Genomic DNA, 25,454 nt, shown 5'->3' on the forward strand with positions numbered 1-25,454 from the left:
AGGACAACGACATGACCACCACCGATCTCGACGTCGCGATCATCGGCGCCGGACCGGCCGGCCTGCTCACCGCGCTCCGCCTGCACCAGAGCGGCTTCCGCCCGACCGTCTACGAGGTCGTGCCCGAACTCAGGCCGCTCGGCGTCGGCGTCGACATCAAGACCGTCGGCACCGCCGAGATCGACGACCTCGGCCTGCTCGAGGAGTTCCGCGCGATCTCCGTCGACGCGGAGGACTCGATCTTCTACAACCACTTCGGCCAGGAGATCTACGCCGAGAAGTGCGGCGTGCACATGGGCTACCTGCACGAGCAGCGCTTCGTGCACCGCGGCACCCTCCAGATGCTGCTCTACAAGGTCGCGCTCGAGCGGCTCGGCGCGGACGCGATCCGCCTCGGCGCCGGTGTCACCGGCTACGCGCAGGACGAGACCGGCGTGACCCTCGGCCTCCGGCACGCCGACGGCCGCACGGAGCAGGTGCGCCACGAGGCGGTCATCGCCGCCGACGGCATCAAGTCCGCCATCCGCAAGCAGATGTTCCCCGCGCTCTCCGAGCCGCACTTCTCGGGCATCACCATGTGGCGCGGCACCACGGTCATGGAACCCTTCCGCAACGGCCACACGATCCTGCACATCGGCGACCCCGACATCGCCTCGCTGATCGTCTACCCCATCGCCGACGACTTCGAGGGCACCGGCAAGACCCTGGTCAACTGGGTCGCCGAGACCAACGGCGAGGAGACCATCGAGGACTGGAACCAGGTCGGCGACATCAGCGAGGTCATCCCGCTCTTCGACACCGTCGAGCTGCCCTTCCTCGACATCCGGCGGATGATGCGCGAGGCCCGCGAGGTCTACCTCTTCCCCCTGATCCGCCACGACCCGCTCGACAACTGGGTCGACGGCCGGGTCGTCCTGCTCGGCGACGCCGCCCACGCGATGTACCCCCGCGGCGGCAACGGCATCACCCAGGCGATGCTCGACGCCCGCGTTGTCGTGCAGAAGCTCGCCGAGACCCCGGACGACCCGCACACGGCCTTCGTCGCCTACGACGCCGCCCGCCGCGAAGGCGTCAACCGGATCGTGATGAACATGCGCGGCGAAGGCTACGAAGTCATCCGCCGCATGGTCGCCGAGCGCATCGGAGGCGCCCCCTTCACCGACGTGGAAGAGGTTCTCCCGCTCGCGGAGGCCGACGCGATCTTCAGCAAGTACCACGCCCTGGTGGGTTCGCCCCGCCCCGGCTTCGAGGCCGGCGAGGCGACGGGCTACCGCACCGACGACCTCCACGAGTACGGAGCCAAGGCATGACCGTCGCCCCGGTGATCCTCGCGGACGAGACCACGCGCGCGGCGATCCTCGAAGTGGAGGAGCGCCGTCAGCGGGCGCTGCGGGAGGTCGACCTCGACGCGCTGCGCGACCTGTACGACGACTCGCTGATCCACACCCACGCGCCCGGCCTGACCCACACGAAGGCCCAGCTCCTGGAGCACGTCGCCACCCGCGCGCCCTACAGGGACGCCGCCCGCGGCGAGCTCGTCATCCGTCTGATCGGCGACGTCGCCATCGTGACGGGCCGCCTGGTCAACCGCCTCGGCAGTCCGGACGGCTCCGAGCGCACGGTCGCCGGCCAGGTGATCCAGGTGCTGCGGCGCTGCGAGGACGGCGCCTGGCGCTTCGTGAGTTTCCAGATGACCCCGGACGGCGAGCACGTCTGGACCCCCACCGCCGAGGAGAAGGCCGGCCTCGACAGGATCGCCCAGGAGGAACAGCAGTGAAGATCGCACGCTTCCACACCCCGGAGGGACCGACCCGGCTGGGCCGCGTCGACGGCGACCGGGTCACCGACATCTCCGATGTCGTCGGCGGCACGTCACTGCGGTCGATCCTGCCCGTACTGCCGTCGCTGAGGCACGAGATCCTCGCGGCCGGCGGCCCTTCGCACGCGTTGGCCGACGTGGTCCTCGAGGCCCCGATCGACCACCCGCAGAAGTACCTCGGCATCGGCATGAACTACAAGGAGCACGCCGAGGAGGCGCGCGCCGCGGGCATCCCGATACCGGAGAACCAGATGTGGTTCAACAAGCAGGTCTCCTGCATCGCCGGCCCCTACGACGGGATCGTGAAGCCCGGCCTGTCCGACGCCCTCGACTACGAGATCGAGCTCGGCGTGGTGATCGGCCGACGCTGCAAGCACGTCCCCGTCGAGGACGCCCGGTCGGTCATCGCCGGGTACCTCGTCACCAACGACGTATCGGTCCGCGACTGGCTGCAGAAGAAGTCGCCGACGTTCACGCTCGGCAAGTCGTTCGACACCCACGGTCCGATCGGTCCGTGGCTGACCACCGACGACGAGATCGCCGACCCCCACGACCTGCGGATGACCCTCAGCGTCAACGGCGAGGTCCGCCAGGACTGGCCGACGAACGACATGGTCCACGACATCTACCAGCAGATCGCCTATCTCTCGCAGGTCTTCACCCTCATGCCCGGCGACATCCTCGCCACCGGCACGCCCGCGGGCATCGGCGCGATGCGGGGTGAGTTCCTCAAGGTCGGCGACGTCGTCCGCGCGGAGATCCAGGGGCTCGGTCACATCGAGAACCGCGTCATCGCGGAGGGCTGAGCCGCCATGAGCATCCGCACCAGCATCGACCTCCCCGGGTTCCGTCACGCCAACCCGATCCCGGCCGCCAGCCGGATCGGCCCGTTCGTCGCGACCGGCGCCCTCACCGGCCGCGACCCGGTGACCGGCGAGATGGCACCCGACGCCGACCAGCAGTTCGCGCACGTCTTCGCGCACGTCCGTGCCCTGATGGCCGAGCTCGGCGGCACGACGGACGACATCCTCAAGATGACGTTCCACCTCGCCGACCCCCTCGACCGCGAGGCACTCAACCGTGAGTGGCTGGCGATGTTCCCCGACCCCGCCCGCCGCCCCGCCCGGCAGGCGATCGCGGCCCGGCTCGACCGCGGCGCCGTCGTCCACTGCGACCTGCTCGCCGTGCTCAGCGACTGAGGAAGGAACCATGAAGCACCTGCCCGACCCCGGCGGCTCCCCGCCCGGCCCCGTGACCTACGAGGCACCCGTCACCATCAAACGGATGCTCTTCGCCACCTGGGCGCTGCTCGACTCGCTCCGCCCCGACCTCAAGGCCGCCGCGATCGTGCCCGACATGGACGCTCCGGGCCGTGTCGACTGGGACTTCATCCCCAAGCCCGACCGAGCCGGCGTCCCGCTGCACGCGCTCGACCGACACCAGAAGGTCATCGCGCACTCGCTGCTCAAGGCCGGCCTCAGCATGCGCGGCTACAGTCAGGCTCTGTCCGTGATGGCCACGGAGAACCTGCTGCGCGAACTCGAGGTGGTGGAGCGCGGCTTCGGCGTCCTCGCCGGCAACTTCCGCGACCCCGAAGGCTACTGGTTCAGTTTCTGGGGACGGCCCGGCTTCGAGGACACGTGGGGCTGGCGGGTGATCGGCCACCACCTCTCCCTCAACTACACCATCGTCGCCCAGCGTTACCTCACCGTCACGCCGCTCGCGATGGGGGCGCAGCCCGTCGACGCCGGCGTGCTGGACGCGCTGGGTGAGAACGAGCGCCGTGCCCTCTCGGTCCTGCACTCGCTCTCCCCCGACGCCCAGGAGCAGGCCGTCATCCACGACGTGGCGCCCGCCGACTTCGTCACCCGTCAAGTGCCCTACGTCGGCGCCGAGGAATGGCCGGACTGGGTCGACCTCGGAATCGTCGGTTACGAGACGACCGACGAGGACCGCGAGCGGCTGCGCTTCGTGAAGGCCGACCCGTCGGGCATCAGCGGCGCGGACCTGACCGGTGAGCAGCTCGATGCCGTACGCGACCTCCTCCTCTATTACGTGGAGACCGGTCCCGACGAGCTGTCCCGGCAGTACCGCGAGCAGGTCCTCGCGGCCGACCCGCACGAGCTCCGTTTCGCCTGGGCGGGCGGACGCGGGGCGAACACCGCCCACTACTACCGGATCTCCTCGCGTGACCTGCTCGTCGAGGCCGACAACGCGGTCGCCGCGGGCCAGCACGTCCACGCGGTCTGGCGTGACCTGAACAACGACCTCGGCCACGACCTGCTGCTCGACCACTACGCGCGGCACGGCCCGGACGGCCGGCACCTGCGGCGCCGCCTCGTGTCGAACCGGCCGACCGAGGAGGCCCCTCTCGATACTGGCGGATGGTACGTCCCGGAGGTCTACAGGAAGCCCTGACCGGCTCGCGGAACGCGTCGGTCGGCAGGCCGGACCTCGGACCGTGTGGTCGGGGTCGGCGGCGGTGGCGGTGGCGGTGGCCAGGGCGTAGGCGGCGGCACGGTGTGGGTGGTGGGCATCAGTGGCGATGGAGATCAGGAACGGTACGGCGAGGGCGGCGGCCCGACTGTCGTTGGCACACAGGCCCCCCAGCACGCCCGTCGCGTGGCCAGCGAGGTCCTCGCCGGTGTGCAGCAGGTGAACGGCCTCCCGGACATCGTCGCCGTGAGGGAAGTTCCCCTACGGGACGGCGTCGAGGAGCAACCTGCTGTAGGCCCCGGATCGGATGCCGGCTACCACCGCCCGCACATCGAACGCGCCTCCCGCGAACGAGGCCGGATCCGCTCCGTCCACCAGCGCCCGGCACATCGCGAACGTCGGATCGGTCCGCCAAGCCCTCACACCACACCAGTCCCCAGAGAACTCGATCATGCCTTGCCCGACCGCCTCCGCCGGCCGACTGCTGGAGGGGCACATCCCGACACCCACGAACCGCCAAGAATTCGGAAGATCCGCACGAAACTGCAGTTCAGCGATCGACGATGCGCGGTCGGACCACAACTCGCGACGGGTCCTGCGCGGTCGGCAAGGGTCTGAACCGCTGGACGACGGCCGCTTGCTCTCTGCGAGGTTCCCCGTCCCATGCCCGCAACACACGGTCGCGCCCTTCGGACGGGAGACGCTCCAACATCCGCACGACCTCGGCAAGGTCGTCCCCGATCGACGTCACCGCTCGCGCGCGAGGTCGAGATCGTCGCTGCGCGGCTCGGCAACGACCTCAGCAGGCCGGGGGCGACGCCACGGATGCGCGATCGGATGCGACACAGCCCGCCACCACGGCTCCTCGGGCAGCTTCCCCGCAGGCTCGAACGGCTCACCAGGACGGGGAAGCGCCACCGCCTGGCCGGCCTCCTCAGCCTCGTACTTCGTCCACTCCCCCGGCTCCGCCCAGGCATGCGGAGCCAGGTTGAAGGTGGCCCAGTGGATCGGCAGCATCACCCCGCCCGGACCACCTCCCTGCAGGTCGAGGTGGGCCTGAACGCCCTGCGCGGGTGACATGTGAATGTCCGGCCACGCGCCGGGAAGCGGCGTATAGCCCGTGTGGTTCTTGGGCCAGAACTCGGAGTAGGCACCGATCTGGATCATGGTCACGTCGAAGGGGCCGTGGTCGGCGCCGATGGCCTCGAAGCCCTGGAAGTAGCCGGTGTCGCCGCTGTGGAAGATCCGGTGGCGGGGGCCGCGGACCGACCAGGAGGCCCAGAGGGTGTGCTGCTGGTTGCGGATGGCGCGGCCGCAGAAGTGACGGGCGGGGGTGGCGGTGAGGGTGAGGTCGCCGATCTCCGTCGACTCGCGCCAGTCCAGCTCGCGCAGCCGGGAGGCCGGGACGCCCCAGTGCTCCAGGTGGGCACCGACGCCGAGGGGGACGGCGAAGAGGGTGTCCGTGGAGGCCAGCGCCTTGATCGTCGGCAGGTCGAGGTGGTCGTAGTGGTCGTGGGAGATCACGACGACGTCGACCGGCCCCAGCGCGGCGAGCGGCGCGGGCGCCGGGTGGAGCCGCTTGGGTCCGACGAAGGCGAAGGGCGAGCAGCGCTCTCCCCAGACCGGGTCGAAGAGGATCCGCACGCCGTCGATCTCGGCGAGCACGCTGGAGTGGCCCAGCCAGGTGATCCGCAGGCCGCTCGCGGCGGGACGCGCCAGGTCGGCCACGGTGGTGGGGTGGACGGGGATCACCCCGGCCGGGGCCCGGCGGGCGCGCGCCTCCCGCTCGAAGTAGATCTTCATCAGGTCGGCGGTGGAGCCGGAGGGGCCTCGGCGTGCCTTCTCGGGGTTCTGGAAGACGCCGTCGGCGAAGTGCGGCGAGCGGTGGATGCGGGCCAGCCGCTCCCCCGTGGGCTCGGCGCCGAAGGACTCGGGCCGCAGGGCGCGCAGCCGGGCCCGCAGCGAACGGTCGGAGCCGGTTCCGGTCACAGGACCTCCTGATCTCTGGGGGTCGTTCCATTATGGGCGGCCGGACCGGTGACCGTCCCGCCCCGTCGGCCATACTGAACCGACGTTCAGTAACCCGCCTCGGAGGACCCCATGACCGCCGCCCCGCTGCTCTCCCTCGCCTGGACCGACCACGTCACCGGCCGCCGGGGCCATCTGGTCGTGGACCGCCTGGTCAGGGGCGTGGCGAGCGGCGGGCTGCGGATGCGCGAGGGGTGCACGGCCGAGGAGGTCGCCGGTCTCGCCCGCGGGATGACCATGAAGGAGGCCCTGCACTACGACCCGACCGCGCGGTACGTGCCGCTGGGCGGGGCCAAGGGCGGCATCGACTGCGATCCGCGCTCCCCCGAGGCGTACGGCGTCCTGGTCCGCTACCTGCGGGCGATGCGGCCGTACGTGGAGCGGTTCTGGACCACCGGGGAGGACCTCGGGCTCGCCCAGGAGACGGTGGACCGCGCGGTCGCCGAGGCCGGGCTCGACTCCTCGGTCCAGGCCGTCTTCCCGCTCCTGCCGGACGAGGCGGCGGCCCGGAAGCGGCTCGCGGACGCCTTCGCCGTCCAGGTGGACGGCATCGGCCTGGACGCCCTGGTCGGCGGGCTCGGCGTGGCCGAGTCGGTGCTCGTCGCGCTGGACCGGGCCGGCCGGCCGCACGCCGGGACCCGGGTCTCCGTGCAGGGCTTCGGCACCATGGGCGCGGCCACCGCCCGCTTCCTCTCCCGGGCCGGGCTGACGGTCGTCGCGGTGGCCGACGTGCTCGGCACGGTCGTGAACCCGGACGGGCTCGACGTGGAGGCGCTGATCGCCGCCCGGGACGGGCACGGCACCGTGGACCGGGCGGCGCTGCGCCCCGGCGACCGGGAGGAGCCCGGGGACGCCTGGCTCGCCGTCGACGCGGAGGTGCTGGTGCCGGCGGCCGTCTCGTACGCGATCGACGCCCGGAGCCAGGAGCGGATCTCCGCGCGCTGGATCGCCGAGGCCGCGAACATGCCGGTGCTCCCCGAGGCCGAGGCGGCGCTCGCGGAGCGCGGGGTGACGGTGCTGCCGGACGTGGTGGTCAACTCCTGCACCAACGCCTGGTGGTGGTGGACGCTCTTCGGCGACGTCGAGGCCGACGCGGACCAGGCCTTCGCCCGGGTACGGAGCGCGATGCGGGCCCTGGTGGGCTCGGTGCTCGACCGGGCGGAGGCCGACGGCTCGCTGCCGCGCGCGGCGGCGCACGCCCTGGTGGCGGAGCGGCTGCCGGTGATCGCGGAGCGGTACGGCTGGTACTGACGCCCCCGGCCCGTTGACGATCATGACTCGGGCATGTGCTGTGTAGGCTGCTCGGCGTGGCGAGAGTGCGGTTGAGCGTGGCCGAGCGGCGCGAGGAACTCCTCCGGGCCGCCGTCGAGCAGATCGAGGCCCGGGGCGCCACCGCCGTCCGGATCGCCGACGTGGCCGCCGCCCTCGGCGTCAGCAACGCGCTGGTGCTCTACCACTTCTCCACCAAGGAACACCTGGTCGCCGCGGCCTTCCGGCACGCCGCCGAGGGCGACCTCGCCCAGCTGCGCCGCATCCTCGGACGCCGCTCGACGGCCGAGCGGCGGCTGCGCGCCGCCGTCCGCTGGTACGCCCCGACCGGGCAGGCCAAGGGGTGGCGGCTGTGGATCGAGGCGTGGGCGGCCGGACTGCGCGACCCGGAGCTGCGCCGGGTCGCCTCCTCGCTCGACCAGGAGTGGAAGCGGGCGCTGACCGCCGTGATCGAGGAGGGGGTCGCCGCCGGCGAGTTCCCCTGCCCGGACCCGGCCGGCGCCGCCTGGCGGCTCACCGCCTATCTGGACGGCCTCGCCGTCCAGACGACGGTCTACGCCGGGGGCCTCCCCCGCGCGGCGATGCTCCAGTGGGCGGACGCGGCCCTCGACCGCGAGGTGGGTCTCCCGGCGGCCGGGGCCTGAGCCGGCGGCGCGGGCGGTTCAGAGGAGTTCGAAGACGGCCGAGACGGTGACCTGCTCCTCGATCTCGCCGGGGGCGAGCGGGACGCTCTGCTCGTCGGCCGGCAGGGACGGCATCGTGCCGTGACCGGGCCGCAGCGAGTCGCCCTCGCTCAGCGAGACCAGCCGGCCGAGACGGTGGCCGCTCAGCCGGGCGTGCTGGGAGGCCTTCTCGTACGCGTCCCGGTAGGCGGCCTCGCGGGCCTTGGCGCGCAGCTCCTTGGGGTCGGCCACGTCGAAGACGACGCCGTTGACCCGGCCGGCGTCTCCGGTGGCGCCGTTGACCGCCCCGGTGACCTGCCCGGCCCGGTCGATCTCCCGGACCTTCACGGAGAAGCTCTGGCTCGCCTGGTAGCCGGTCACCTTGGACTCGCCGCCGGTCGTCTGGGTGTAGACGGGGTTGAGGGAGAGGCTGTCGGTGCGGATGTCCCGGTCCTCGACGCCCTCCTTGCGCAACACGGCGAGCAGCGCCTCCGCGGCGGTGTTCTGCGCCGCCATCGCCTCCTTCGCGGTCGGCTTGGCGACCTCCACGCCCACCGAGAGGATCGCCAGGTCGGGGGCGGCGGTGGCGCTGCCGCTGCCCGAGACGGTCACCGTCGCCGGGGCCTCGGCCCGGACGGCGGCGCGCGCGGCGGGGCGCTCCGGCACGGCGGCGAGCGCGGGGGCGGCGGTGCCCAGGAGGAGCGCTCCGAGGACGGCGGTGCCGGCGAACAGCCGGGCGGCGCGGGCGGCGCGGTTCGGGAGGACGGGCGCGGGGCGGTGCGGCACGGGCGGTCCCTTCGACGGTGGGGTGCCGGTGGCTCCGGCGGGCACATCCCAGCACCCGGGGCCGCCGCCTCCCGGGCGCCACTCCTGACCGGTGCCGCCCTTCACCTCTCCGTACCAGCGGTTCTCCCCACCGGCGGTTCTCCGTCCGAGCGGCGTCCGCGCACCCGCGGCGGGCGGTTCAGGTCTGGACGAGCGGCTCGTACGCCTCCGCGCCCAGGCCGAAGGTCCAGGCCACGCCCTCGCGGGCGGTCCGGGTGCCGGGCGGCACGCGGAGCCAGTAGGTGCGGTGGCTGCCGTCCGGCTCCGGGGTCGAGTTGACCACCTCGACCATGACGACGTCCTCGTCGTCGCCGAGCTCGATCCGCCACAGCACGCCGGACGCGTCGCGGCCCTCGGGGCGGGCCCCGGAGGCGTCGAGATAGCGCTCGTAGCCGTAGAACTCCAGCATCACGCGCCGGAGTTCGGCGTTCTCCTCCGCGCGGATCCGCTCCGGGGTGAGCTCCGTGAGCCCGGCCAGGAAGGCGGGCGTCACGGGCATGCCCCGCCAGGCGTGGAGGGCGAAGCCGTCCCGGTGGGCGAGCGCGGGGCCGTCGCCCCGGTCGAGCCGGCCGGCCTCGTCCCGGTGCAGTGCGACGGGGCGTTCGCAGACGACGGCGACCTTCTCGTACGGCCACCACCAGCCGGCCTGCTCGGCGACGGCGGCCAGCCCGGCGAGCCGCGTGCCGTGCCCGTCGAAGGCGGCGAGCCAGGCGGCGTCCTGCTGGCCGAGCACGGCCTCGTACAGCAGCTCGCGCCCGGCGAGTTCGGTGAGGGCGCCGGTCTCCTCCCGGTCCCCGAGCCGGTCCAGGATCCCGGTCCTGATCCTCTCGGCGAGCGCCCGCGCCGGGTCCCAGAGCCGGGCGCCGGTCGCCTGCCAGTGCGCCGTCCACCCGGCCGGTCCGAGCGCGTCGTGGAGCCGGCGGCGCTCCTCCGCCCAGGGCAGGGTCCGCACCTCCTCCCGCACCGAGCGGCCCCGGTCGGCGAGGCCCGCGACCCGCTCGACCCCGGCGAACGGCGAGTCCGCCCACACCACCCGCTCCGGAGCGGGCAGCCCGGCGGCGGCGTAGGCCAGCCGGATCCCGGCCTCCACGGCGGTCCGGTCGGCCGGTCCGGTGGCGGCCGCGACGGCCCGCCACTTCTCGTACGCGTCGCCGTCCTTCCCGGCCGCTCCCCCACCGCCGTACGCGTCGCCGTCCTTCCCGGCCGCTCCCCCGGCGCCGTACGCGTCGCCGTCCTTCACTGCCGTTCCCCCCGCGCCGTACGCGCCGCCCTCGTCCATCGCCCCGTCCCCCACGTCCGTCCGCTCCTTCAGTCTCATCCGAATCCCGTCCCTGTCGTTTCCGCGTCCCGCCGGAGCCCCGCCGGAGCCCCGCCGGGGTCCCGCCGGAGCCCCCGTCCCGGTGCCTTCTCAGTCCGCCACGATCCGGTACGCGCCCGGCACGTACTCGCGCTGCCGCACCACCCGGTACCAGCCCCTGGGCAGCGCGATCGGCGCGTGCTCCTCGTGCACCAGCCGCCCGCCCTCGGGGAGTTCGAGCAGGAACGGGCCGTACGGGCCCGGCTCCCGGAGCAGCCGGCCGGGCCCCGGGACCGCGTGGGCGTGTCCGGTGACCTCGCCGAAGGCGAGCACGAGCCTGCCCCGGCCGTCCCTCGGCTCGCTCCGCGCCTCCCTCGCCCGGACGGGCACGGCCCGCTCGTCGACGGGCACGATCAGCACGTCCCCCTGCCGGTACATGGCTCTCCCCTTCCCCGGTCCGGAACCCGGTGCCCGAACACGGGAACGACGCTAGGGGCCGCCACTGACAACGCGTCCGGTGCGGCACCCGCCGCACCGGACTGTCGGTGGGACTTGGTAGAACTCTTGCCGTCAGTCCGTACACCAGCCCGTCCCGCCGTCCGTCGTCTGGAGCACCGTCATGACCATTGGGGTCCACCTGGAGGAGTTCCACGGCCTCCCCGTCTTCGACCTCCCGGACGCCGACGCGCGGGCCGGACTGCCCGACGCGGCGGCCGTGGCGTGGCGGCTGTCCAGCCCGACCTACCGCGACGCGGACGAGGAGAGCTGGGCCGCCGTCTTCGAGCGCTTCCTGAAGTCCGTGGACACCTCCCGGGTCCGCGCGCTCGTCGTGGGCGGCTGGGAGGACGCGTACGACACCTCCTCGGCCCCGATCGTCACCGCGCTCATCGGCGCCAACGACCGGCTGACCGGCCTGGAGGCGGTCTTCCTCGGGGACATGACCTTCGAGGACTGCGAGATCTCCTGGATCGTCCAGTCCGACGTGACGCCGCTGCTCGCCGCCTACCCGGCGCTGCGGGAGCTCGGCGTGCGCGGAGGGACCGGACTCGTCTTCCCGCCGGTGCGCCACACCGCCCTGGAGACCCTGGTCGTGGAGAGCGGCGGTCTCGGCGCCGAGACCGTGCGCGGCATCGCCGGAAGCGACCTGCCGGCCCTGGAACAGCTCGAACTGTGGCTCGGGACGGACGAGTACGGCGGCGACTCCACCCCCCTCGACCTCGCGCCGCTGCTCACCGGCGAGGCCTTCCCGGCCCTGCGCAGCCTCGGCCTGTGCAACAGCGTGATCGAGGACCGGGTGGCCGCCGCCGTGGCGAGCGCCCCGGTCGTCGCGCGCCTCGACCGGCTCGACCTCAGCATGGGCGTGCTCACCGACGAGGGCGCGGCCGCGCTGCTCGACGGCCAGCCCCTGACCCATCTGCGGGAACTCGACCTGGAGCACCACTACCTCTCGGAGGCCATGGGCGAACGGCTCACCGCCGCGCTCGCCCCGCACGGGGTGCGGGTCGTCCTGGACGACCCGCAGTCCCCGGAGGACGACGGCGACGGGGACGTCTGGCGCTACGTCGCCATCGCCGAATGACCGCCGGCCCGCGCCTCGTCGTCGTCGGCGACCCGGCGGGGCGGCGCGTGGCGTTCTTCCAGGAGGCGCTGCGCGCCGCCGGGCTGCCCGGGGCGCGGGCCGTGCCATGGACGGAGGTCCTGCGCGGCCGGGCCCGCTTCGCGGCGGGCGAGACCGTGCGGGTCGACTCCCCCGGCGAGGTGCCGGAGGTCGAGCTGCTGCTGCGCGGCACCGACGATCCGGCCCGGGTGGAGGGCGGCCGGGTCTGGTACGAGCGGTTCACCGCCGCCCTCGCCGGGCTCGCCGCCGAGGCCTCGCGCTCCGGCGCGGTGCTGGTCGACGATCCGGCGGAGACGGCGGTCCTCTTCGACAAGCGGCTCACCCACGGCCGGCTGGCCGCCGCCGGGGTGCCCGTCCCGGCCTCGCCGACCTCCGGCCCCGGCGGGACGCCGGTGCGGAACTGGGACGACCTGGTGGAGCTGATGGCCGGGGCGGGGCTGCGCCGGGTCTTCGTCAAGCCGGCCCACGGCTCCTCCGCCTCCGGGGTGCTCGCCGTGGAGACGGCCGGCGCGGGCCGGGTGCAGGCCGCCACCTCGGTCGAACGGGACGGCGCCGGACGGCTCTTCAACTCGCTGCGGGTACGCCGCTACACGGGCGAGCGGGAGGTCGGCGCCCTCGTCGACGCGCTCGCCCCGGACGGGCTGCACGTGGAGCGCTGGCTGCCGAAGGCGGTCCAGGGCGGCCGGGCGGCCGACCTGCGGGTGGTGGTGACCGGGGGGCGCGCCACCCACGCGGTGGTCCGCACCAGCCGCTCGCCGCTGACCAATCTGCACCTCGGCGGAGCCCGTGGCGACCTCGCCGCCGTCCGGACGGCGATCACCGCCGCCGGTGGCCGCTGGGAGGACGCCCTCGCCGTCTGCGAGCGCGCGGCGGCGGCCTTCCCCGGCACCCGGTGCGTCGGGGTGGACCTGCTGCCGGGCGCCGGCTGGCGGCGCTTCGCCGTGGGCGAGGTCAACGCCTTCGGGGACCTGCTGCCCGGCCTCACCGGCCTGGCGGGCAGCGGCGCCGAGGGCCTGGACACCTACGGCGCCCAGGTCGCCGACCTGCTGCGGAACCCGCCCGCCCGCACCGCGACAGCCACCGCCGGAACGGGTGCGACCGGACCGGCCGCCCCCGGACCGGGCACGACCGGAACACGCCCCACAGGAACGAGCACAGCCCCGTGAACCAGCCCGACATGAACACGGTCGTCGGCAGCCACGACCTGCTTCTGGTCACCCTCGACACGCTCCGGTACGACGTGGCCGCCGAGCTGGCCGCCGCCGGCCGCATCCCGAACCTGGCGGGCCGGCTCCCCGGCGGCCGCTGGGAGCGCCGGCACGCCCCCGGCAGCTTCACCTACGCCTCCCACCAGGCGATCTTCGCGGGCTTCCTGCCGACCCCGGCCGAGCCCGGGCCGCACCCCCGGCTCTTCGCGGCCCGGTTCGCGGGCAGTGAGACCACCGCCGACGGCACCTACGTGTACGACGCCCCCGACCTGGTCTCGGCGCTCGCCGCCGACGGCTACCGGACGGTGTGCGTGGGCGGTGTCGGCTTCTTCAACGGACAGCCGCCGCTCGGCGACGTGCTCCCCGGGCTCTTCCAGGAGAGCCACTGGGAGCCGTCCTTCGGGGTGGCCTCGCCGACCTCGTTCGAGGCTCAGGTGACGCGGGCCGAGGAGGTGGTGGCCGCGCTCCCGGCCGACCGCCGGCTCTTCCTCTTCGTGAACGTGGCGGCGCTGCACCAGCCCAACTGGTTCCACCTGCCGGGCGCGACCCGCGACGCCGGCGACTCCCGGGCCACCCACGCGGCCGCCCTGGAGTACGTCGACCGGCACATCGGGCGCCTCTTCGCGGCGATGAGCAGCCGTCGCCGCTGCTTCGCCGTCGTCTGCTCGGACCACGGCACGGCGTACGGCGACGACGGCTTCACGGGCCACCGGCTCGGCCACGAGGTGGTGTGGACGGTGCCGTACGCGCAGTTCACCCTCGACGGCCCCGCGGAAGGAGCCGCCGCGTGACCGGCGCCCCGCCCCCGCGTCCGTACGACTCGTACGTCTACGCCTACCCGCACAAGACGGCGTACCGCCCGCTGCCCGGCCGCCCCGGACTGGCCGGGCTCTGGGCGGACGAGCCGAAGGACTCCCTCTCGCTCTACGCGCACGTGCCGTTCTGCGAGGTCCGCTGCGGCTTCTGCAACCTCTTCACCCGGATCGGCGCCCCGGACGAGCTGACCACCCGCTACCTCGACGCGCTCGACCGGCAGGCCGTCGCGGTCCGCGAGGCGCTCGGCGACGCGGCGCCGGTGCGCTTCGCGGCGGCGGCGTTCGGCGGCGGCACCCCCACCTTCCTCACCGCCGCCGAGCTGGAGCGGCTCTGCGACATCGCCGAGCACCGCATGGGCGCGGACCTGCGGGCGGTGCCGCTCTCCGTGGAGACCTCCCCGGCCACCGCGACCGCCGACCGGCTCGCGGTCCTCGCCGGGCGGGGCACGACCCGGCTGAGCATCGGGGTGCAGAGCTTCGTGGACGCCGAGGCGCGGGCGGCGGTCCGCCCGCAGCGCCGGGCCGACGTGGAGGCGGCGCTCGGCCGGATCCGGGACAGCGGGGTGCCGGTGCTGAACATCGACCTCATCTACGGCATCGACGGCCAGACCGACGCGTCCTGGCGGTACTCGCTGGACGCGGCGCTCGCCTGGCGGCCCGAGGAGCTCTACCTGTACCCCCTGTACGTGCGGCCGCTGACCGGTCTCGGCCGCTCGGGCCCCGCCGAGTCCGACGGGGAGTGGGACGAGCGGCGGCTGCGGCTCTACCGGCAGGGCCGGGACCGGCTGCTGGCGCACGGCTACGAGCAGGTGTCGATGCGGATGTTCCGGCGGGCCGGCGCGGCCCCGTCCGGCGCGGACGACCACGCCTGCCAGACGGACGGCATGATCGGCCTGGGCTGCGGCGCCCGCTCGTACACCTCCGCGCTCCACTACTCCTTCGACTACGCGGTCGACATGCGGGAGATCCGCTCGATCATCGACGCCTACACGGAGACCGGGGACTTCTCCCGGGCGGAGGTGGGCCGGTGGGTGGACGGGGCCGAGGCGCGCCGCCGCCATCTCCTCCAGTCGCTGCTCCAGGCGGAGGGCATGGAGCTCGCCGGGTACGAGAAGCGGTTCGGGTCCTCGGCGTACGAGGACTTCCGCGCGGAGCTCGACCGGTTCGCGGCGTACGGCTGGCTGGACGGGTCGGCGCCGGAGGGGCTGCTCAGGCTGTCCCCGGAGGGGCTGGCGCACTCGGACGGGCTGGGTCCCGCGCTGTTCTCCCCCGCCGTACGGGCCGCGATGGCCGCGTACGAGCCGAAGTAGGGGCCGGCCGTGGACCTGACGCTGCTGTACCGGGGGCCGCTCGCCTCCTGCGACTACGACTGCCCGTACTGTCCCTTCGCCAAGCGCCGGGACTCCCCGGAGACGCTGCGGGCGGACCGGGCGGCCCTCGACCGGTTCACCGGCTGGGCGGAGGAGCGGACCGGGGACCGGCTGCGGATCCTCTTCACCCCGTGGGGCGAGGGCCTGGTCCGTTCCTGGTACCGGCGGGCGATGGTGGGGCTCTCGCGGCTTCCGCACGTCGAGCGGGTGGCCATCCAGACCAATCTGAGCTGCCGGACCTCGTGGCTGGACGAGGCCGACCTCGGGTCGCTGGCCCTGTGGTGCACGTACCACCCCGGCCAGACCCCGTACGACCGCTTCCTCGGCAAGGCGCTCGACCTGGCGGCCCGGGGCGTGCGGTTCAGCGTGGGCGTGGTGGGGCTGCCCGAGCACCACGGGGAGGCGCTGCGGCTGCGGGAGGCGCTGCCGGAGCACGTCTACCTGTGGGTGAACGCCGCCGAGGGACGCGCCTACACCGACGCGGAGGCGGCGGCGTGGACGGCCCTCGACCCGCTCTTCGGCTACAGCCGGCACCCGCACCGGTCGGCGGGGCTGCCCTGCCGGACGGGCGAGTCGGTGGTGTCGGTGGACGGGGAGGGGACGGTGCGGCGCTGTCACTTCGTCAGGGCCGAGCTGGGCAACCTGTACGACGGCTCCTACCGCGCCGCGCTGCGGCCGCGGGCCTGTCCCCTCGCCGTCTGCGACTGTCACATCGGCTACGTCCACCTGGAGACGCTGCCGCTGTACGACGTCTTCGCCGGCGGGGTCCTGGAGCGGATCCCCGCCGGCCGTCCGGGAGCTACAGGGGCATGAGGTCGGGGCGCTTGGCCTCGACGTGGTCGCCGGAGCTCTCGCCGCGCAGCCGTCGGCCGATCCACGGCACCAGGTACTCGCGCGCCCAGTGGATGTCGTCCCGGCGGACCTCCAGCGGACCTCGGGCGGGCAGCGGCGGCCACGCCTGGTCCGGGTCGGCCGGCACCGGCAGGCCGAGGACCTGGGCGGCGCGCAGCGCGACCCTGGTGTGGCCCTCGGGCGAGAGGTGCAGCCGGTCGTCGTCCCAGGCGCGCCGGTCCTGGACCGACCTCAGCGACCACAGGTCGAGGACCGGGCAGTCGTAGCGGTCGGCGATGGAGCGGACGTGGGCCGTGTAGGTGGCGATCTTCCCGCGCAGGTGCTTGAGCACGGGCACGTCACGGGTGTCGAAGCCGGTGGTCACCATGACGGTGCCGACGGCGGAGGTGAGGTCCTTCACCGCCCGCTCGAAGCGCTCGGCGACGTCGTCGGGGTCGGTGCCGGGGCGGATGATGTCGTTGCCGCCCGCGCAGAAGGTCACCAGGTCGGGGGCGAGTTCCTTCGCCCGGGGCACCTGCTCGGCCACGATCTGGTCGAGGAGGCGGCCGCGGACCGCGAGGTTGGCGTAGCGGAAGCCCTCGTGGTCCGGCAGCTGGTCGGCGAGGAGGACCGCGAAGCGGTCGGCCCAGCCGACGTAGGTCCCGTCGGGTCCGGGGTCCCCGACGCCCTCGGTGAAGCTGTCACCGATCGCCGCGTACGACCCGAATGACCCGAACGTGTTCTCGTCTGTTGCTCTCGAATCGTCTGCCACGGAAGCACATCCTTCCTTTTCGGATGTGACCTACGCGACCGTAAGGAGGGGTTGACGGCGGGTGACATATGCCACCGATAAAGAATTTGCCAAGCCGGAATAGGGCGAAGGCCCGGCACCAGGGTGCCGGGCCTTCGTGCGGCCGCGGGGCCGGACGGGTCAGATCGAGACGCCGTGCTGGCGCAGGTAGGCCAGCGGGTCGACGTCCGAGCCGTAGCTCGGCGAGGTGCGGATCTCGAAGTGCAGGTGCGGGCCGGTCGAGTTGCCGGTGGAACCCGAGAGGCCGATCTGCTGGCCGCCGCTCACCGACTGGCCGGCGGAGACGGCCAGGGAGGAGAGGTGGGCGTACTGCGAGTAGTTGCCGTCGGCGTGCTGGATGACGACCTCGTTGCCGTAGGCGCCGCTCCAGCCGGCGGAGACGACCGTGCCGGCGCCGACGGCGCGGACGGTGGTGCCGGAGGAGGCGATGAAGTCGGCACCGGTGTGGTAGCCGGAGGACCACATGGCACCGGCGGTCCGGTACGAGGTGGAGACGCCGCCGGCGACCGGGGTGACCCAGCCGGAGGAGGAGGACTGGGCGGCGGCGGCCGGGGCCGCGGCGCGCTCGGTGGAGCGGGAGGCGCGGGTCTGCTCGCCGGAGGACGGGGCCTCCTGGGTGACCTTCGCCTCGGCCTTCGGGGCGGCCTTGGCGGCGGCCTTCGGGGCGGCCTTGGCGGCGGCCTTCGGCGCGGCCTTGGCGGCGGCGGCCTTGGCGGGGTTCTTGGCGCCGAGGGTGAGCTTCATGCCCGGGAAGATCAGCGAGGGGTTCCCGCCGACGACCTGGCGGTTGTCGGCGTAGAGCCGCTCCCAGCCGCCGGCGACGTCGTGGTCGGCGGCGATCTTGGACAGGTAGTCGCCGGCGACCACGGAGTACGTGGTCGGGGCGGCGGCCTTGGCGGCCGGGGCGGCGGCCTGGACCTGCGCGGCGGCGACGGCCACGGTGCCGGAGACGGCGGCCGGGGCGGCCTGCTCGGCGGCGTGGGCGCCGGTGGCGCCGATCAGCGGCAGGGCGACGACGGCGCCACCGGTGCCGGCGGCGACGAGGCCACGGGTGATCAGGGTGGACTTCTGGCGGCGGTGCTTACCCTTCGCGGGCATGGCGAATTCCTCTCCGGCGCCTGCGAGGTGAGCTGTCGGGTTCGGACTGGAGATGTCCGGCCGCGTTTCTCACGCGGCTTCACCCCGAGCCGTCCTGCGTCGCGGGACCGGCGTACTTCCTTGGGTCCCCCGCTCCTGCCACGCATGGGTGGGTGCGAATTCCGGACGGTGGCAGGATTCGGCGGTCCGACCGGATTGACGGCGACGCTAGACGAGCGGGGTCGGCGCGAACAAGCCATGGAATTCGCCGGACATTCCGGGACGATCTTCGGCCCCGGAATTCCGGTCACCCTCCGTGGATGACGGTCCCTCGATTCCCTTTTCGGGGAGGGAGGTTGGGCCGGGCGGTCGGCCACGATCCGTCACTTCTATGACCCTGCTCACGCACGGAATTCCATCTCCCCCGCAACCAGGGCGCGTTACCTCAAGACCTTCCAATACGGACAGATCGCCCATTACCGACCAGGGGGGTGCGCCGCGCCGCGCTCGACGGGATGATTGCGGGGGGAACCGATCCCGTCCCGGCCCCGCGAACGCCTACCCCCAGGAGCATCCGTGACGCAGCAGCTGCCGCAGGTCCAGCCCCTCGAACCCGGCGAGCCCGAGCTCGCGGCGGTCCGCAACTTCCGGGACGTGGCCGGCCTGCCGACCACGGACGGGCGCGCCGTCCGGCCCGGCGCCCTCTTCCGCAGCGGCCACCTCGCCGACGCCACCGAGTCCGACGCGGCCTTCCTCTCCGACCTCGGCCTGCACACGATCTTCGACTTCCGCAACGCCGCCGACGCCAAGGTGGAGGGCCCGGACGTCGAGCTCCCGGGCGTGCGGAACGTGAACATACCCCTGAGCGACCCCGCCGACGGCAAGGAGTTCTGGCGGATGGTCCGCGAGGGCGACCTCGACACGCTGCGGGGCCTGCTGGGCGACGGCAAGGCCGCGGAGCGGATGACCTCCTCGTACCGCCGGATGATCGTGGAGCGGACCGCCGAGCACAGCCGGGTCCTGCACTCCCTCGCCGAGGAGGCCGTCCCGGCCCTGATGCACTGCGCGGCCGGCAAGGACCGCGCCGGACTCTCGATCGCGATCACCCTGCTCGCGCTGGGCGTGGAGCGCGAGGCCATCGAGGCCGACTACGTGAAGTCCGACGCTCCGCACCGCCGCTACAAGGTGCGCCGCAGCTCCACCGCCCGGGACGCGATGGCGCCCGAGGTGATGGAGCTGCTGAGCCCGCTCTTCGACGCGCGGGTGGAGTACCTGCGGGCCGCCTTCGAGACGATCGACGCGACCTGGGGCTCCGTGGACGCCTACCTCGCGGAGGGCCTGAAGCTGGCGCCCGAGACCCGCGAGCGGCTGCGGGAGCGCTTCCTCACCGAGGCGTGAGCGGCCGCTCCCGGGGGTCCGGCTACTGGTTCTGCCCGCCCAGCATGAAGAGCAGGTAGAGGAAGCCGGCGAAGAGGTGACCGGCGACCAGGTAGGCGAAGAGGCGGAGCACCAGCCCCTTGGGGAACTTCCCCTCGCCGCGCTCTTCGCCGGTGACCGGGGCAGAATTCACGGACTTGTCGGACATGTCGACCAACCCTTCGGGGGCTCAGCGGGGGTGCGGGGCGCCGCCGCCCAGGCACGTCTCGGCGGCGGGGCTCTGCAGGAGCGTGTGGACGAACAGCACCTCGGCACCGGCGCGGCCGGCCGCGCCGATCCGGTGCGGGGTCAGCGAGTCGAAGTGCGCGCTGTCCCCGGGATCGAGCAGGTGGACCGCCTCGCCGAGCGCGAGCCTGACCTGCCCCTCCAGGACGTGCAGCCACTCCTCGCCGGGATGGACGCGCACGATGTCGGCGCGGGTCGCGTACGGCACGTGGACGCGCAGGCACTGCATGGCCCGCCCCGCGCCGCCGGCCTGCCGGTAGATCCAGCCGTCGGCCTCGACGGGGTCGGAGCGGTCGGCCCGGATCACGGGGTCGCGTTCGGGCGGGGTCTCCCCGAGCAGCTCGGCGACCGTCGTACCGTAGATACGGGCGAGGGCCAGCAGCATCGGCAGCGAGGGCTGCCGGTTCCCGGTCTCCAGCCGCGAGAGGTGCGCCGGGGAGAGCCCGGCGCGCTGCGCGGCCGCCTCCAGGGTGAGCCCCCGGCGCCGGCGCAGGGCCCGCAGCTGCGGGGCGACGTCGGGCAGCGGCTCGGGAGCGGCGGTTTCCGGGGCGGAGTCCCGGGGGACGTGGTCCATGGGTCCATTCCGCCAGGAATATGCCTCTGAGGCAAGTTTCTTGCCTCAGAGGCAAAATCACGGAGAGGACGCGGCTCAGCGCTGGGCGACCGCCTGCTTGACCAGCGTCTTCCCGAAGTCCCAGAGCAGCCCGCCGCCGCCGTGGGCGTCCTCCATGACCGCCGTGAAGGCGGTGACGAACCGGTCCACGTCCGCCTCGTCGATCACCAGCGGCGGGATGAGCTTGATCACCTCCAGATGGTCCCCGGAGACCTGGGTGAGGATCCTGTGCCGCTGGAGCAGCGGGACGACCACCATCTGCGCGAAGAGACCCTTGCGGGCCGTCTGGAGCATCGCCCAGCGCCCGCGCAGCCCCAGTGAGCTCGGCCGGCCGAACTCGACGCCGATCATCAGCCCCCGGCCCCGGACCGCGTGCAGCAGTTCGTAGCGGGGCACCAGCTCCTCCAGCCGGGCCTTCAGGAGTCCGCCGACCCGCCGCACGTGGGCGACCGTCCCCTCGGACTCCATCACCGACAGCACCGCGAGCCCGGCCGCCATCGCCTGGGCGTTGGAACCGAAGCTGGCCGAGTGGACCAGCACCCGGTCCATGGACGAGTAGACCTTCTTGAAGATCCAGTCCTTGCCGAGGGTGGCGCCGACCGGCACGTACCCGCCGGAGAGCGCCTTCGCCACGCACACCAGGTCCGGCTCGACCCCCTCCTCGTGCTGGTACGCGTAGAAGTCGCCGGTCCTGCCCAGACCGGTCTGCACCTCGTCGGCGATCAGCAGCGCCCCGTGTCGGTGGAGCAGCTCCTGGGCGGCGGCGAGGAAGCCGGGCGGGGCCTCGTGGACGCCCTTGCCCTGGATCGGTTCGACCACGAAGGCGGCCACGTCGCCCTTGCGGAGCTCGCGCTCCAGGGCGTCGAGGTCGCCCAGGGCGATCGCGGTGTCCGGCAGCAGCGGGGCGAAGCCCTCCCGGAAGCCCTGCTCGCCGTTGACCGAGAGGGCGCCGGTGGTGAGGCCGTGGAAGGCGTGGTCGCAGTAGACGACCCTGGGCCGGCCGGTGGCGTACCGGGCGAACTTCAGCGCGGTCTCGACGGCCTCCGTGCCGCTGTTGCCGAAGAAGACCCGGTCGAGGTGGGGGCTGTGGGCGAGGAGCCGCTCGGCGAGGATGCCGGGCAGCGGCGGACAGTCGAAGCGGGTGAGGTCGGGCAGGTCCGCGTCGAGGACGTCGTGCAGGGCCGCGCGGACGACGGGGTGGTGCCGGCCGAGGCCCATGACGCCGAAGCCGGCGAGCATGTCGAGGTGGTCGTTGCCCTCGGCGTCCCAGAAGTGGGCGCCCTCGGCCCGCTCGTAGACCTTGTCGAAGCCGATGGTGTGCAGCATCCGCGGCAGCTGCGGGTTGAGGTACCGGGCGTGCAGCTCGTACCGCTCGCCGCCGCGCTCGGCGAGCAGCGCCCGCAGGTCGAAGCCGTCGGTCATGGCCCGTCCCTCAGCTCCCCGAGACGGTCTCGCGGACCGCCCGCAGCGACTCCTTGAGCGAGCTCATGGTGGCGAGCACGGCGGTCGGTTCGTAGCCGCAGTGCGCCATGCAGTTGGCGCAGCGCGGGTCCTTGCCGCGGCCGTACTTGTCCCAGTCGGTCTCCTCGACGAGTTCCCGGTAGGTGGGGACGTAGCCGTCGCTCATCAGATAGCAGGGGCGCTGCCACCCGAAGAGGGAGTAGTTGGGGATCGCCCAGGCGGTGCAGGGGAAGTCGGCCTTTCCTTCGAGGAAGTCGAGGAAGAGCGGCGAGTGGTTGAGCCGCCAGCGGCGGCGGTTTCCCCCGGAGAACGCCTTCTTGAAGAGTTCCCTGGTCTGCTCGACGCCGAGGAAGTGTTCCTGGTCGGGCGCCTTCTCGTAGGCATAGGCGGGCGAGATCATCATTTCGTCGACCTGGAGGTCGTCGTTGAGGAAGTTCAGCACCTCGATGATGGTCTGCGGGGTGTCGGTGTTGAAGAAGGTCGAATTGGTGGTGACCCGGAATCCGCGCCGCTTGGCCTCCTTGATCGCCGCCACGGCCTCGTCGAAGACGCCCTCCTTGGCCACCGACTCGTCGTGGCGTTCGCGCAGTCCGTCGATGTGGACGGCGAAGGCGAAGTAGGGGGACGGGGTGAAGTCGCCGAGCTTCTTGCGGAGCAGCATCGCGTTGGTGCAGAGGAAGACGTACTTCCGGCGGGCCACCAGCTGGCGGACGATCTCGTGGATCTGGGGGTGCATCAGGGGTTCGCCGCCGGCGATGGAGACCATCGGGGCGCCGGACTCCAGGACGGCGCCGACCGCCTGGGCGACCGGCATCCGCTGCTTGAGGACGCCGGCCGGGTGCTGGATCTTGCCGCAGCCCTCGCATTTGAGGTTGCAGGCGTAGAGCGGCTCCAGCTCGACGATGAGGGGGAACTTGTCCCGCTTGCGGAGCTTCTGTTCGAAGAGATAGGTCCCGACCCGGACGGACTGACGGAGCGGCATGGCCATGACCGGCTCACCTCCTGGGGAGCAGCAGAGAACGGTGCCATTCGAAGAAAGCGGGAAGGACGGAGCGAAGGACGCGGAAGGCCGATATTCCCCCGCGTACCGTGCCGATCCGGAGCAGCTCGTGTTCGGGGGCGTCCACGACCACCCGTACGGCCGCAAGCGGGCGGGGTCCGGCCGCCCGCGCGGTACGCAGGGTGGCGGCGGACTCCATGTCGACGGCGATCGCCCCGCCGGCGGCCAGCGCGGCCCGCTCGGGGCCCCGCACGACGTGGTCGGAGCCGGTCAGCGGGCCGGTGTGCACGGTCCGCCCGGGCACCGCCCGGGCGAGCGCCTTGACGAGCAGGTCGGTGCCGTCGCAGGCGAGGGCGCCGTCCGGGCCCCGGGTCTCCTCGGCGACGACCAGGTCGCCGGGGTGCATCCCGGGGGCCAGTCCGGCGCAGAAGCCGGAGGCGACGACGGCGGCGGCGCCCCAGCCCTCGCGGGCCAGCGCGCGGTCCACCCCGCGGCTCGCGTGGGCCGGCCCCATGCCCGTACGGACCACCCGGACCGGTCCCGGTGCCCCGTCGCGTTCGCCGCCGCGCAGGGCGAGGCGCTCGATGCCGAGGGCGCAGGCGACGAGCAGCGGCGGGACGGCCCCGAAGTCGCCCTGCGGGCGGTCGCGGGCCGTCACGGGCGACCGCCGGGCGTGGGCTCGCCGTGCACGTACCGGCCGAGCGCGGTGAGCGGGAAGACCTGACGGTAGAGGTGGTAGTTGATGGAGAAGTCCCAGGGGAAGCCCGTGCCGGTGAAGTAGGGCTCGTCCCAGGAGCCGTCCTCCCGCTGGGTCTCCACCAGCCAGGCCACGCCCCGCCGGGCGGTCTCGGAGTCGCGCTCCCCGGCGGCGAGGAGCGCGATGAGGGCCCAGGCCGTCTGGGAGGCGGTGGAGGTGCCGCGGGCGATCCAGGAGCGGTCGTCGTACGAGCGGAGGTCCTCGCCCCAGCCGCCGTCCGGGTTCTGCGCGGCGGCGAGCCAGGCGACGGCCCGGCGGATCGCCGGGTGGGTGGTGGGGAACCCGGCGGCGGTGAGGGCGGGGAGCACCGAGCCGGTGCCGTAGACGTAGTTGACGCCCCAGCGGCCGAACCAGGCGCCGTTCGGCTCCTGTTCGGCGAGGAGCCAGTCGATGCCCCGGCGGGTGCGGGGGTCGTCGGCCCGGCCTTCGTACGCCAGCATCTCCACGACGTGGGCCGTGACGTCGGCGGAGGGCGGGTCGATGACCTCGCCGAAGTCGCAGAAGGGCAGCTTGTTCGGCAGGACGCTGGTGTTGTCGGCGTCGAAGGCGGCCCAGGCGCCGTTGCCGGACTGCATGCCGGCGGTCCAGCGGGCGGCGCGGGCGACGGCCGCGTCGACCCGGGCGGGGTCGGGGTGACGGACCCTGCGCAGGGCGAGGATCACCTCGGCGGTGTCGTCGATGTCCGGGTAGTTGTCGTTGTGGAACTCGAACGCCCAGCCGCCCGGCGGGAGTCCGGGCCGCCGGACCGCCCAGTCGCCGGACTTGGTGATCTCCTCGTCGAGCATCCAGTCGACGGCCTTCACCAGCGCCGGGTGGTCGGCGGGCAGGCCGGCGTCGGCGAGGGCGATGGTGGCGAGGCAGGTGTCCCAGACCGGGGACTGGCAGGCCTCGATCATGCGGACCGGGCCCTCGGGTTCCTCGCGCCAGACGGCGAACCGGTCCAGGGACTCCAGGCCGGCCCGCATCACCGGGTGCTCCAGGTCGTAGCCGAGGAGGTGGAGGGCGATCACCGAGTAGACGGCCGGCGGCTGGATGCCTCCCCAGCAGCCGTCGTTCTCCTGCCGTTCGACGATCCAGCGGGCGGCGGTGTTCATCGCCGCCCGGCGCACTCCGCGCGGGGCGACGCGGTGGTAGACGCGCAGGGCCTTGTCGAGGCGCTGGAAGACGCCGTCCCAGCCGGTGAGCGGGGCGAGCGGGCGCTTGGGCGCCGGCCGGTCCGGGTCGGCGTGCAACTCGTCGAGGGGGAAGGGCGCCGGGCGGACCGGGCGCTTCGCGGAGACGACGGTGAGCGGCACGATGGTCTGCCGGGCCCAGCAGCCGAAGTCGTAGATGTTCAGCGGGAACCACTTCGGCAGGAAGATCAGCTCGGGCGGCAGCTCGGGCAGGTCCTCCCAGCGCCACCAGCCGAAGAGGGCGAGCCAGATGCGGGTGAAGACCCGGGCGGAGGCGATCCCGCCGCGGCCCCTGACCCAGGCGGCGGCGCGGGCCATGTGCGCGGCCTCGGGCCGGTCCCCGGCGAGGCGGAGGGCGACGTACGCCTCGACGGTGGCGGAGAGGTCGGCGGGCCCGCCGTGGAAGGTGGGCCAGGTGCCGTCCTCGTACTGCCGGCTCCGGATGTGCCGGGCGGCGGCCGCGACGGTGTCCGGGTCGAGGATGTCGAGGAACCTGCGGAGCAGCAGGTCCTCGGCGTCCATGGTGACGTTGGTCTCCAGGTCGCCCTTCCACCAGCCCTCCGGGGCCTGGTGGGCGAGGAGCTGGTCGGTGGCCGCGCGGATGGCGCGGGCGGCGGCCTCGTCGAGGCGCGCGGGGTCGGTCGTGGTGTGCAGTGGAGTGGTGCTGGCCGCGGGCGCGAGGGGGCCGAGAGCCCCGGCGTTTCCGTCGGTCGTCGCTGTCAT

General features: G+C 73.4%; 26 protein-coding genes and 1 riboswitch. Of the genes, 13 read left to right on the forward strand and 13 right to left on the reverse strand.

Going from position 1 to position 25,454, the window contains the following annotated elements:
• Positions 1-11 precede the first annotated feature (11 nt).
• The 5 genes from ACFQ8C_RS02645 to ACFQ8C_RS02665 are packed head-to-tail and all read left to right on the forward strand — an operon-like array spanning position 12 to position 4,237.
• Positions 12-1,310 (forward strand): FAD-dependent monooxygenase, encoded by a 1,299-nt coding sequence (locus tag ACFQ8C_RS02645; protein WP_383451527.1) that lies wholly within the window; start codon positions 12-14, stop codon positions 1,308-1,310.
• The gene (locus tag ACFQ8C_RS02650) at positions 1,307-1,777 is read left to right on the forward strand and encodes a nuclear transport factor 2 family protein (protein WP_383451529.1); all 471 of its coding nucleotides are present in this window, start codon (positions 1,307-1,309) and stop codon (positions 1,775-1,777) included. Before ACFQ8C_RS02645 ends, ACFQ8C_RS02650 begins: the two co-directional genes overlap by 4 nt.
• Positions 1,774-2,625 (forward strand): fumarylacetoacetate hydrolase family protein, encoded by an 852-nt coding sequence (locus ACFQ8C_RS02655; protein WP_383451531.1) that lies wholly within the window; start codon positions 1,774-1,776, stop codon positions 2,623-2,625. The genes ACFQ8C_RS02650 and ACFQ8C_RS02655 overlap by 4 nt, the downstream gene beginning before the upstream one ends.
• 6 nt (positions 2,626-2,631) lie before the next feature.
• Positions 2,632-3,018, forward strand: coding sequence for a RidA family protein (locus ACFQ8C_RS02660; protein ID WP_383451533.1), 387 nt, complete (start codon positions 2,632-2,634; stop codon positions 3,016-3,018).
• Between the two features lie 10 nt (positions 3,019-3,028).
• Complete coding sequence (locus tag ACFQ8C_RS02665; protein ID WP_383451535.1) at positions 3,029-4,237, forward strand: DUF3500 domain-containing protein; 1,209 nt, start codon at positions 3,029-3,031, stop codon at positions 4,235-4,237.
• A gap of 279 nt (positions 4,238-4,516) precedes the next feature.
• Here ACFQ8C_RS02665 and ACFQ8C_RS02670 read toward each other — a convergent pair whose 3' ends face one another.
• Together ACFQ8C_RS02670 and ACFQ8C_RS02675 are read right to left on the reverse strand one after the other, a co-directional pair.
• The gene (locus ACFQ8C_RS02670) at positions 4,517-4,708 is read right to left on the reverse strand and encodes a hypothetical protein (RefSeq protein ID WP_383451537.1); all 192 of its coding nucleotides are present in this window, start codon (positions 4,706-4,708) and stop codon (positions 4,517-4,519) included.
• 294 nt (positions 4,709-5,002) lie between these two features.
• A complete protein-coding gene (locus tag ACFQ8C_RS02675; RefSeq protein WP_383451539.1) occupies positions 5,003-6,244 on the reverse strand; it encodes an MBL fold metallo-hydrolase in 1,242 nt (413 codons plus the stop codon).
• A gap of 111 nt (positions 6,245-6,355) precedes the next feature.
• Between ACFQ8C_RS02675 and ACFQ8C_RS02680 the strand changes: the two genes are divergently transcribed.
• Both ACFQ8C_RS02680 and ACFQ8C_RS02685 read left to right on the forward strand, forming a co-directional pair.
• Positions 6,356-7,534, forward strand: coding sequence for a Glu/Leu/Phe/Val dehydrogenase dimerization domain-containing protein (locus tag ACFQ8C_RS02680; RefSeq protein WP_383451541.1), 1,179 nt, complete (start codon positions 6,356-6,358; stop codon positions 7,532-7,534).
• Positions 7,535-7,590: 56 nt separating this feature from the next.
• On the forward strand, positions 7,591-8,196 hold the full coding sequence (locus ACFQ8C_RS02685; RefSeq protein ID WP_383451543.1) for a TetR/AcrR family transcriptional regulator: 606 nt from the start codon (positions 7,591-7,593) through the stop codon (positions 8,194-8,196).
• 18 nt (positions 8,197-8,214) lie between these two features.
• Here the strand turns inward: ACFQ8C_RS02685 and ACFQ8C_RS02690 are convergent, their stop codons facing one another.
• The 3 genes from ACFQ8C_RS02690 to ACFQ8C_RS02700 all read right to left on the reverse strand — a co-directional run bounded on the left by ACFQ8C_RS02690 (position 8,215) and on the right by ACFQ8C_RS02700 (position 10,774).
• Entirely contained in the window at positions 8,215-9,000 is a 786-nt protein-coding gene (locus tag ACFQ8C_RS02690; RefSeq protein WP_383451545.1) for an SIMPL domain-containing protein, read from the reverse strand.
• Between the two features lie 178 nt (positions 9,001-9,178).
• Entirely contained in the window at positions 9,179-10,357 is a 1,179-nt protein-coding gene (locus ACFQ8C_RS02695; RefSeq protein WP_383451547.1) for a DUF6745 domain-containing protein, read from the reverse strand.
• 90 nt (positions 10,358-10,447) lie between these two features.
• Positions 10,448-10,774: a hypothetical protein gene (locus ACFQ8C_RS02700; RefSeq protein ID WP_383451549.1), complete on the reverse strand. Its 327-nt coding sequence runs from the start codon at positions 10,772-10,774 to the stop codon at positions 10,448-10,450.
• A gap of 181 nt (positions 10,775-10,955) precedes the next feature.
• Here ACFQ8C_RS02700 and ACFQ8C_RS02705 point away from each other — a divergent pair, with 181 nt between their 5' ends.
• From ACFQ8C_RS02705 to ACFQ8C_RS02725, 5 genes are read left to right on the forward strand one after another with little or no spacing between them, the layout of a single operon-like run.
• Positions 10,956-11,915, forward strand: coding sequence for an STM4015 family protein (locus ACFQ8C_RS02705; RefSeq protein WP_383451551.1), 960 nt, complete (start codon positions 10,956-10,958; stop codon positions 11,913-11,915).
• Positions 11,912-13,120, forward strand: coding sequence for an STM4014 family protein (locus tag ACFQ8C_RS02710; RefSeq protein ID WP_383451553.1), 1,209 nt, complete (start codon positions 11,912-11,914; stop codon positions 13,118-13,120). The genes ACFQ8C_RS02705 and ACFQ8C_RS02710 overlap by 4 nt, the downstream gene beginning before the upstream one ends.
• Positions 13,121-13,131: 11 nt before the next feature.
• A complete protein-coding gene (locus ACFQ8C_RS02715) occupies positions 13,132-13,953 on the forward strand; it encodes an STM4013/SEN3800 family hydrolase (protein WP_383451604.1) in 822 nt (273 codons plus the stop codon).
• Positions 13,950-15,287, forward strand: a complete 1,338-nt coding sequence (locus tag ACFQ8C_RS02720; RefSeq protein ID WP_383451555.1) for an STM4012 family radical SAM protein — start codon at positions 13,950-13,952, stop codon at positions 15,285-15,287. Before ACFQ8C_RS02715 ends, ACFQ8C_RS02720 begins: the two co-directional genes overlap by 4 nt.
• Before the next feature lie 9 nt (positions 15,288-15,296).
• A complete protein-coding gene (locus ACFQ8C_RS02725) occupies positions 15,297-16,160 on the forward strand; it encodes an STM4011 family radical SAM protein (RefSeq protein WP_383451557.1) in 864 nt (287 codons plus the stop codon).
• Here ACFQ8C_RS02725 and ACFQ8C_RS02730 read toward each other — a convergent pair.
• Together ACFQ8C_RS02730 and ACFQ8C_RS02735 are read right to left on the reverse strand one after the other, a co-directional pair.
• On the reverse strand, positions 16,147-16,950 hold the full coding sequence (locus ACFQ8C_RS02730; RefSeq protein ID WP_383451559.1) for an SGNH/GDSL hydrolase family protein: 804 nt from the start codon (positions 16,948-16,950) through the stop codon (positions 16,147-16,149). The two genes, ACFQ8C_RS02725 and ACFQ8C_RS02730, sit on opposite strands and share 14 nt — an antisense overlap.
• Before the next feature lie 159 nt (positions 16,951-17,109).
• Complete coding sequence (locus tag ACFQ8C_RS02735; RefSeq protein ID WP_383451561.1) at positions 17,110-18,087, reverse strand: peptidoglycan DD-metalloendopeptidase family protein; 978 nt, start codon at positions 18,085-18,087, stop codon at positions 17,110-17,112.
• A 4-nt stretch (positions 18,088-18,091) separates the two neighbouring features.
• Positions 18,092-18,248, reverse strand: a riboswitch (cyclic di-AMP (ydaO/yuaA leader).
• Between the two features lie 394 nt (positions 18,249-18,642).
• On the opposite strand from ACFQ8C_RS02735, the gene ACFQ8C_RS02740 reads away from it, so the two are divergent.
• Entirely contained in the window at positions 18,643-19,464 is an 822-nt protein-coding gene (locus ACFQ8C_RS02740; RefSeq protein WP_383451563.1) for a tyrosine-protein phosphatase, read from the forward strand.
• 22 nt (positions 19,465-19,486) lie between these two features.
• Here ACFQ8C_RS02740 and ACFQ8C_RS02745 read toward each other — a convergent pair whose 3' ends face one another.
• From ACFQ8C_RS02745 to shc, 6 genes are all read right to left on the reverse strand, one after another.
• Positions 19,487-19,651 (reverse strand): DUF6126 family protein, encoded by a 165-nt coding sequence (locus tag ACFQ8C_RS02745; RefSeq protein ID WP_383451565.1) that lies wholly within the window; start codon positions 19,649-19,651, stop codon positions 19,487-19,489.
• Positions 19,652-19,672: 21 nt separating this feature from the next.
• On the reverse strand, positions 19,673-20,302 hold the full coding sequence (locus tag ACFQ8C_RS02750) for a helix-turn-helix domain-containing protein (protein ID WP_383451567.1): 630 nt from the start codon (positions 20,300-20,302) through the stop codon (positions 19,673-19,675).
• A gap of 75 nt (positions 20,303-20,377) precedes the next feature.
• Positions 20,378-21,763, reverse strand: a complete 1,386-nt coding sequence (locus ACFQ8C_RS02755; RefSeq protein ID WP_383451568.1) for an aspartate aminotransferase family protein — start codon at positions 21,761-21,763, stop codon at positions 20,378-20,380.
• A 10-nt stretch (positions 21,764-21,773) separates the two neighbouring features.
• Entirely contained in the window at positions 21,774-22,790 is a 1,017-nt protein-coding gene (gene hpnH, locus ACFQ8C_RS02760) for an adenosyl-hopene transferase HpnH (RefSeq protein ID WP_383451570.1), read from the reverse strand.
• Between the two features lie 7 nt (positions 22,791-22,797).
• Positions 22,798-23,460 (reverse strand): 1-hydroxy-2-methyl-2-butenyl 4-diphosphate reductase, encoded by a 663-nt coding sequence (locus ACFQ8C_RS02765; protein WP_383451572.1) that lies wholly within the window; start codon positions 23,458-23,460, stop codon positions 22,798-22,800.
• Entirely contained in the window at positions 23,457-25,454 is a 1,998-nt protein-coding gene (gene shc / locus ACFQ8C_RS02770; protein ID WP_383451574.1) for a squalene--hopene cyclase, read from the reverse strand. Before shc ends, ACFQ8C_RS02765 begins: the two co-directional genes overlap by 4 nt.

The organism is Streptomyces sp. NPDC056503 (assembly GCF_042794995.1).
Classification (GTDB): domain Bacteria; phylum Actinomycetota; class Actinomycetes; order Streptomycetales; family Streptomycetaceae; genus Streptomyces.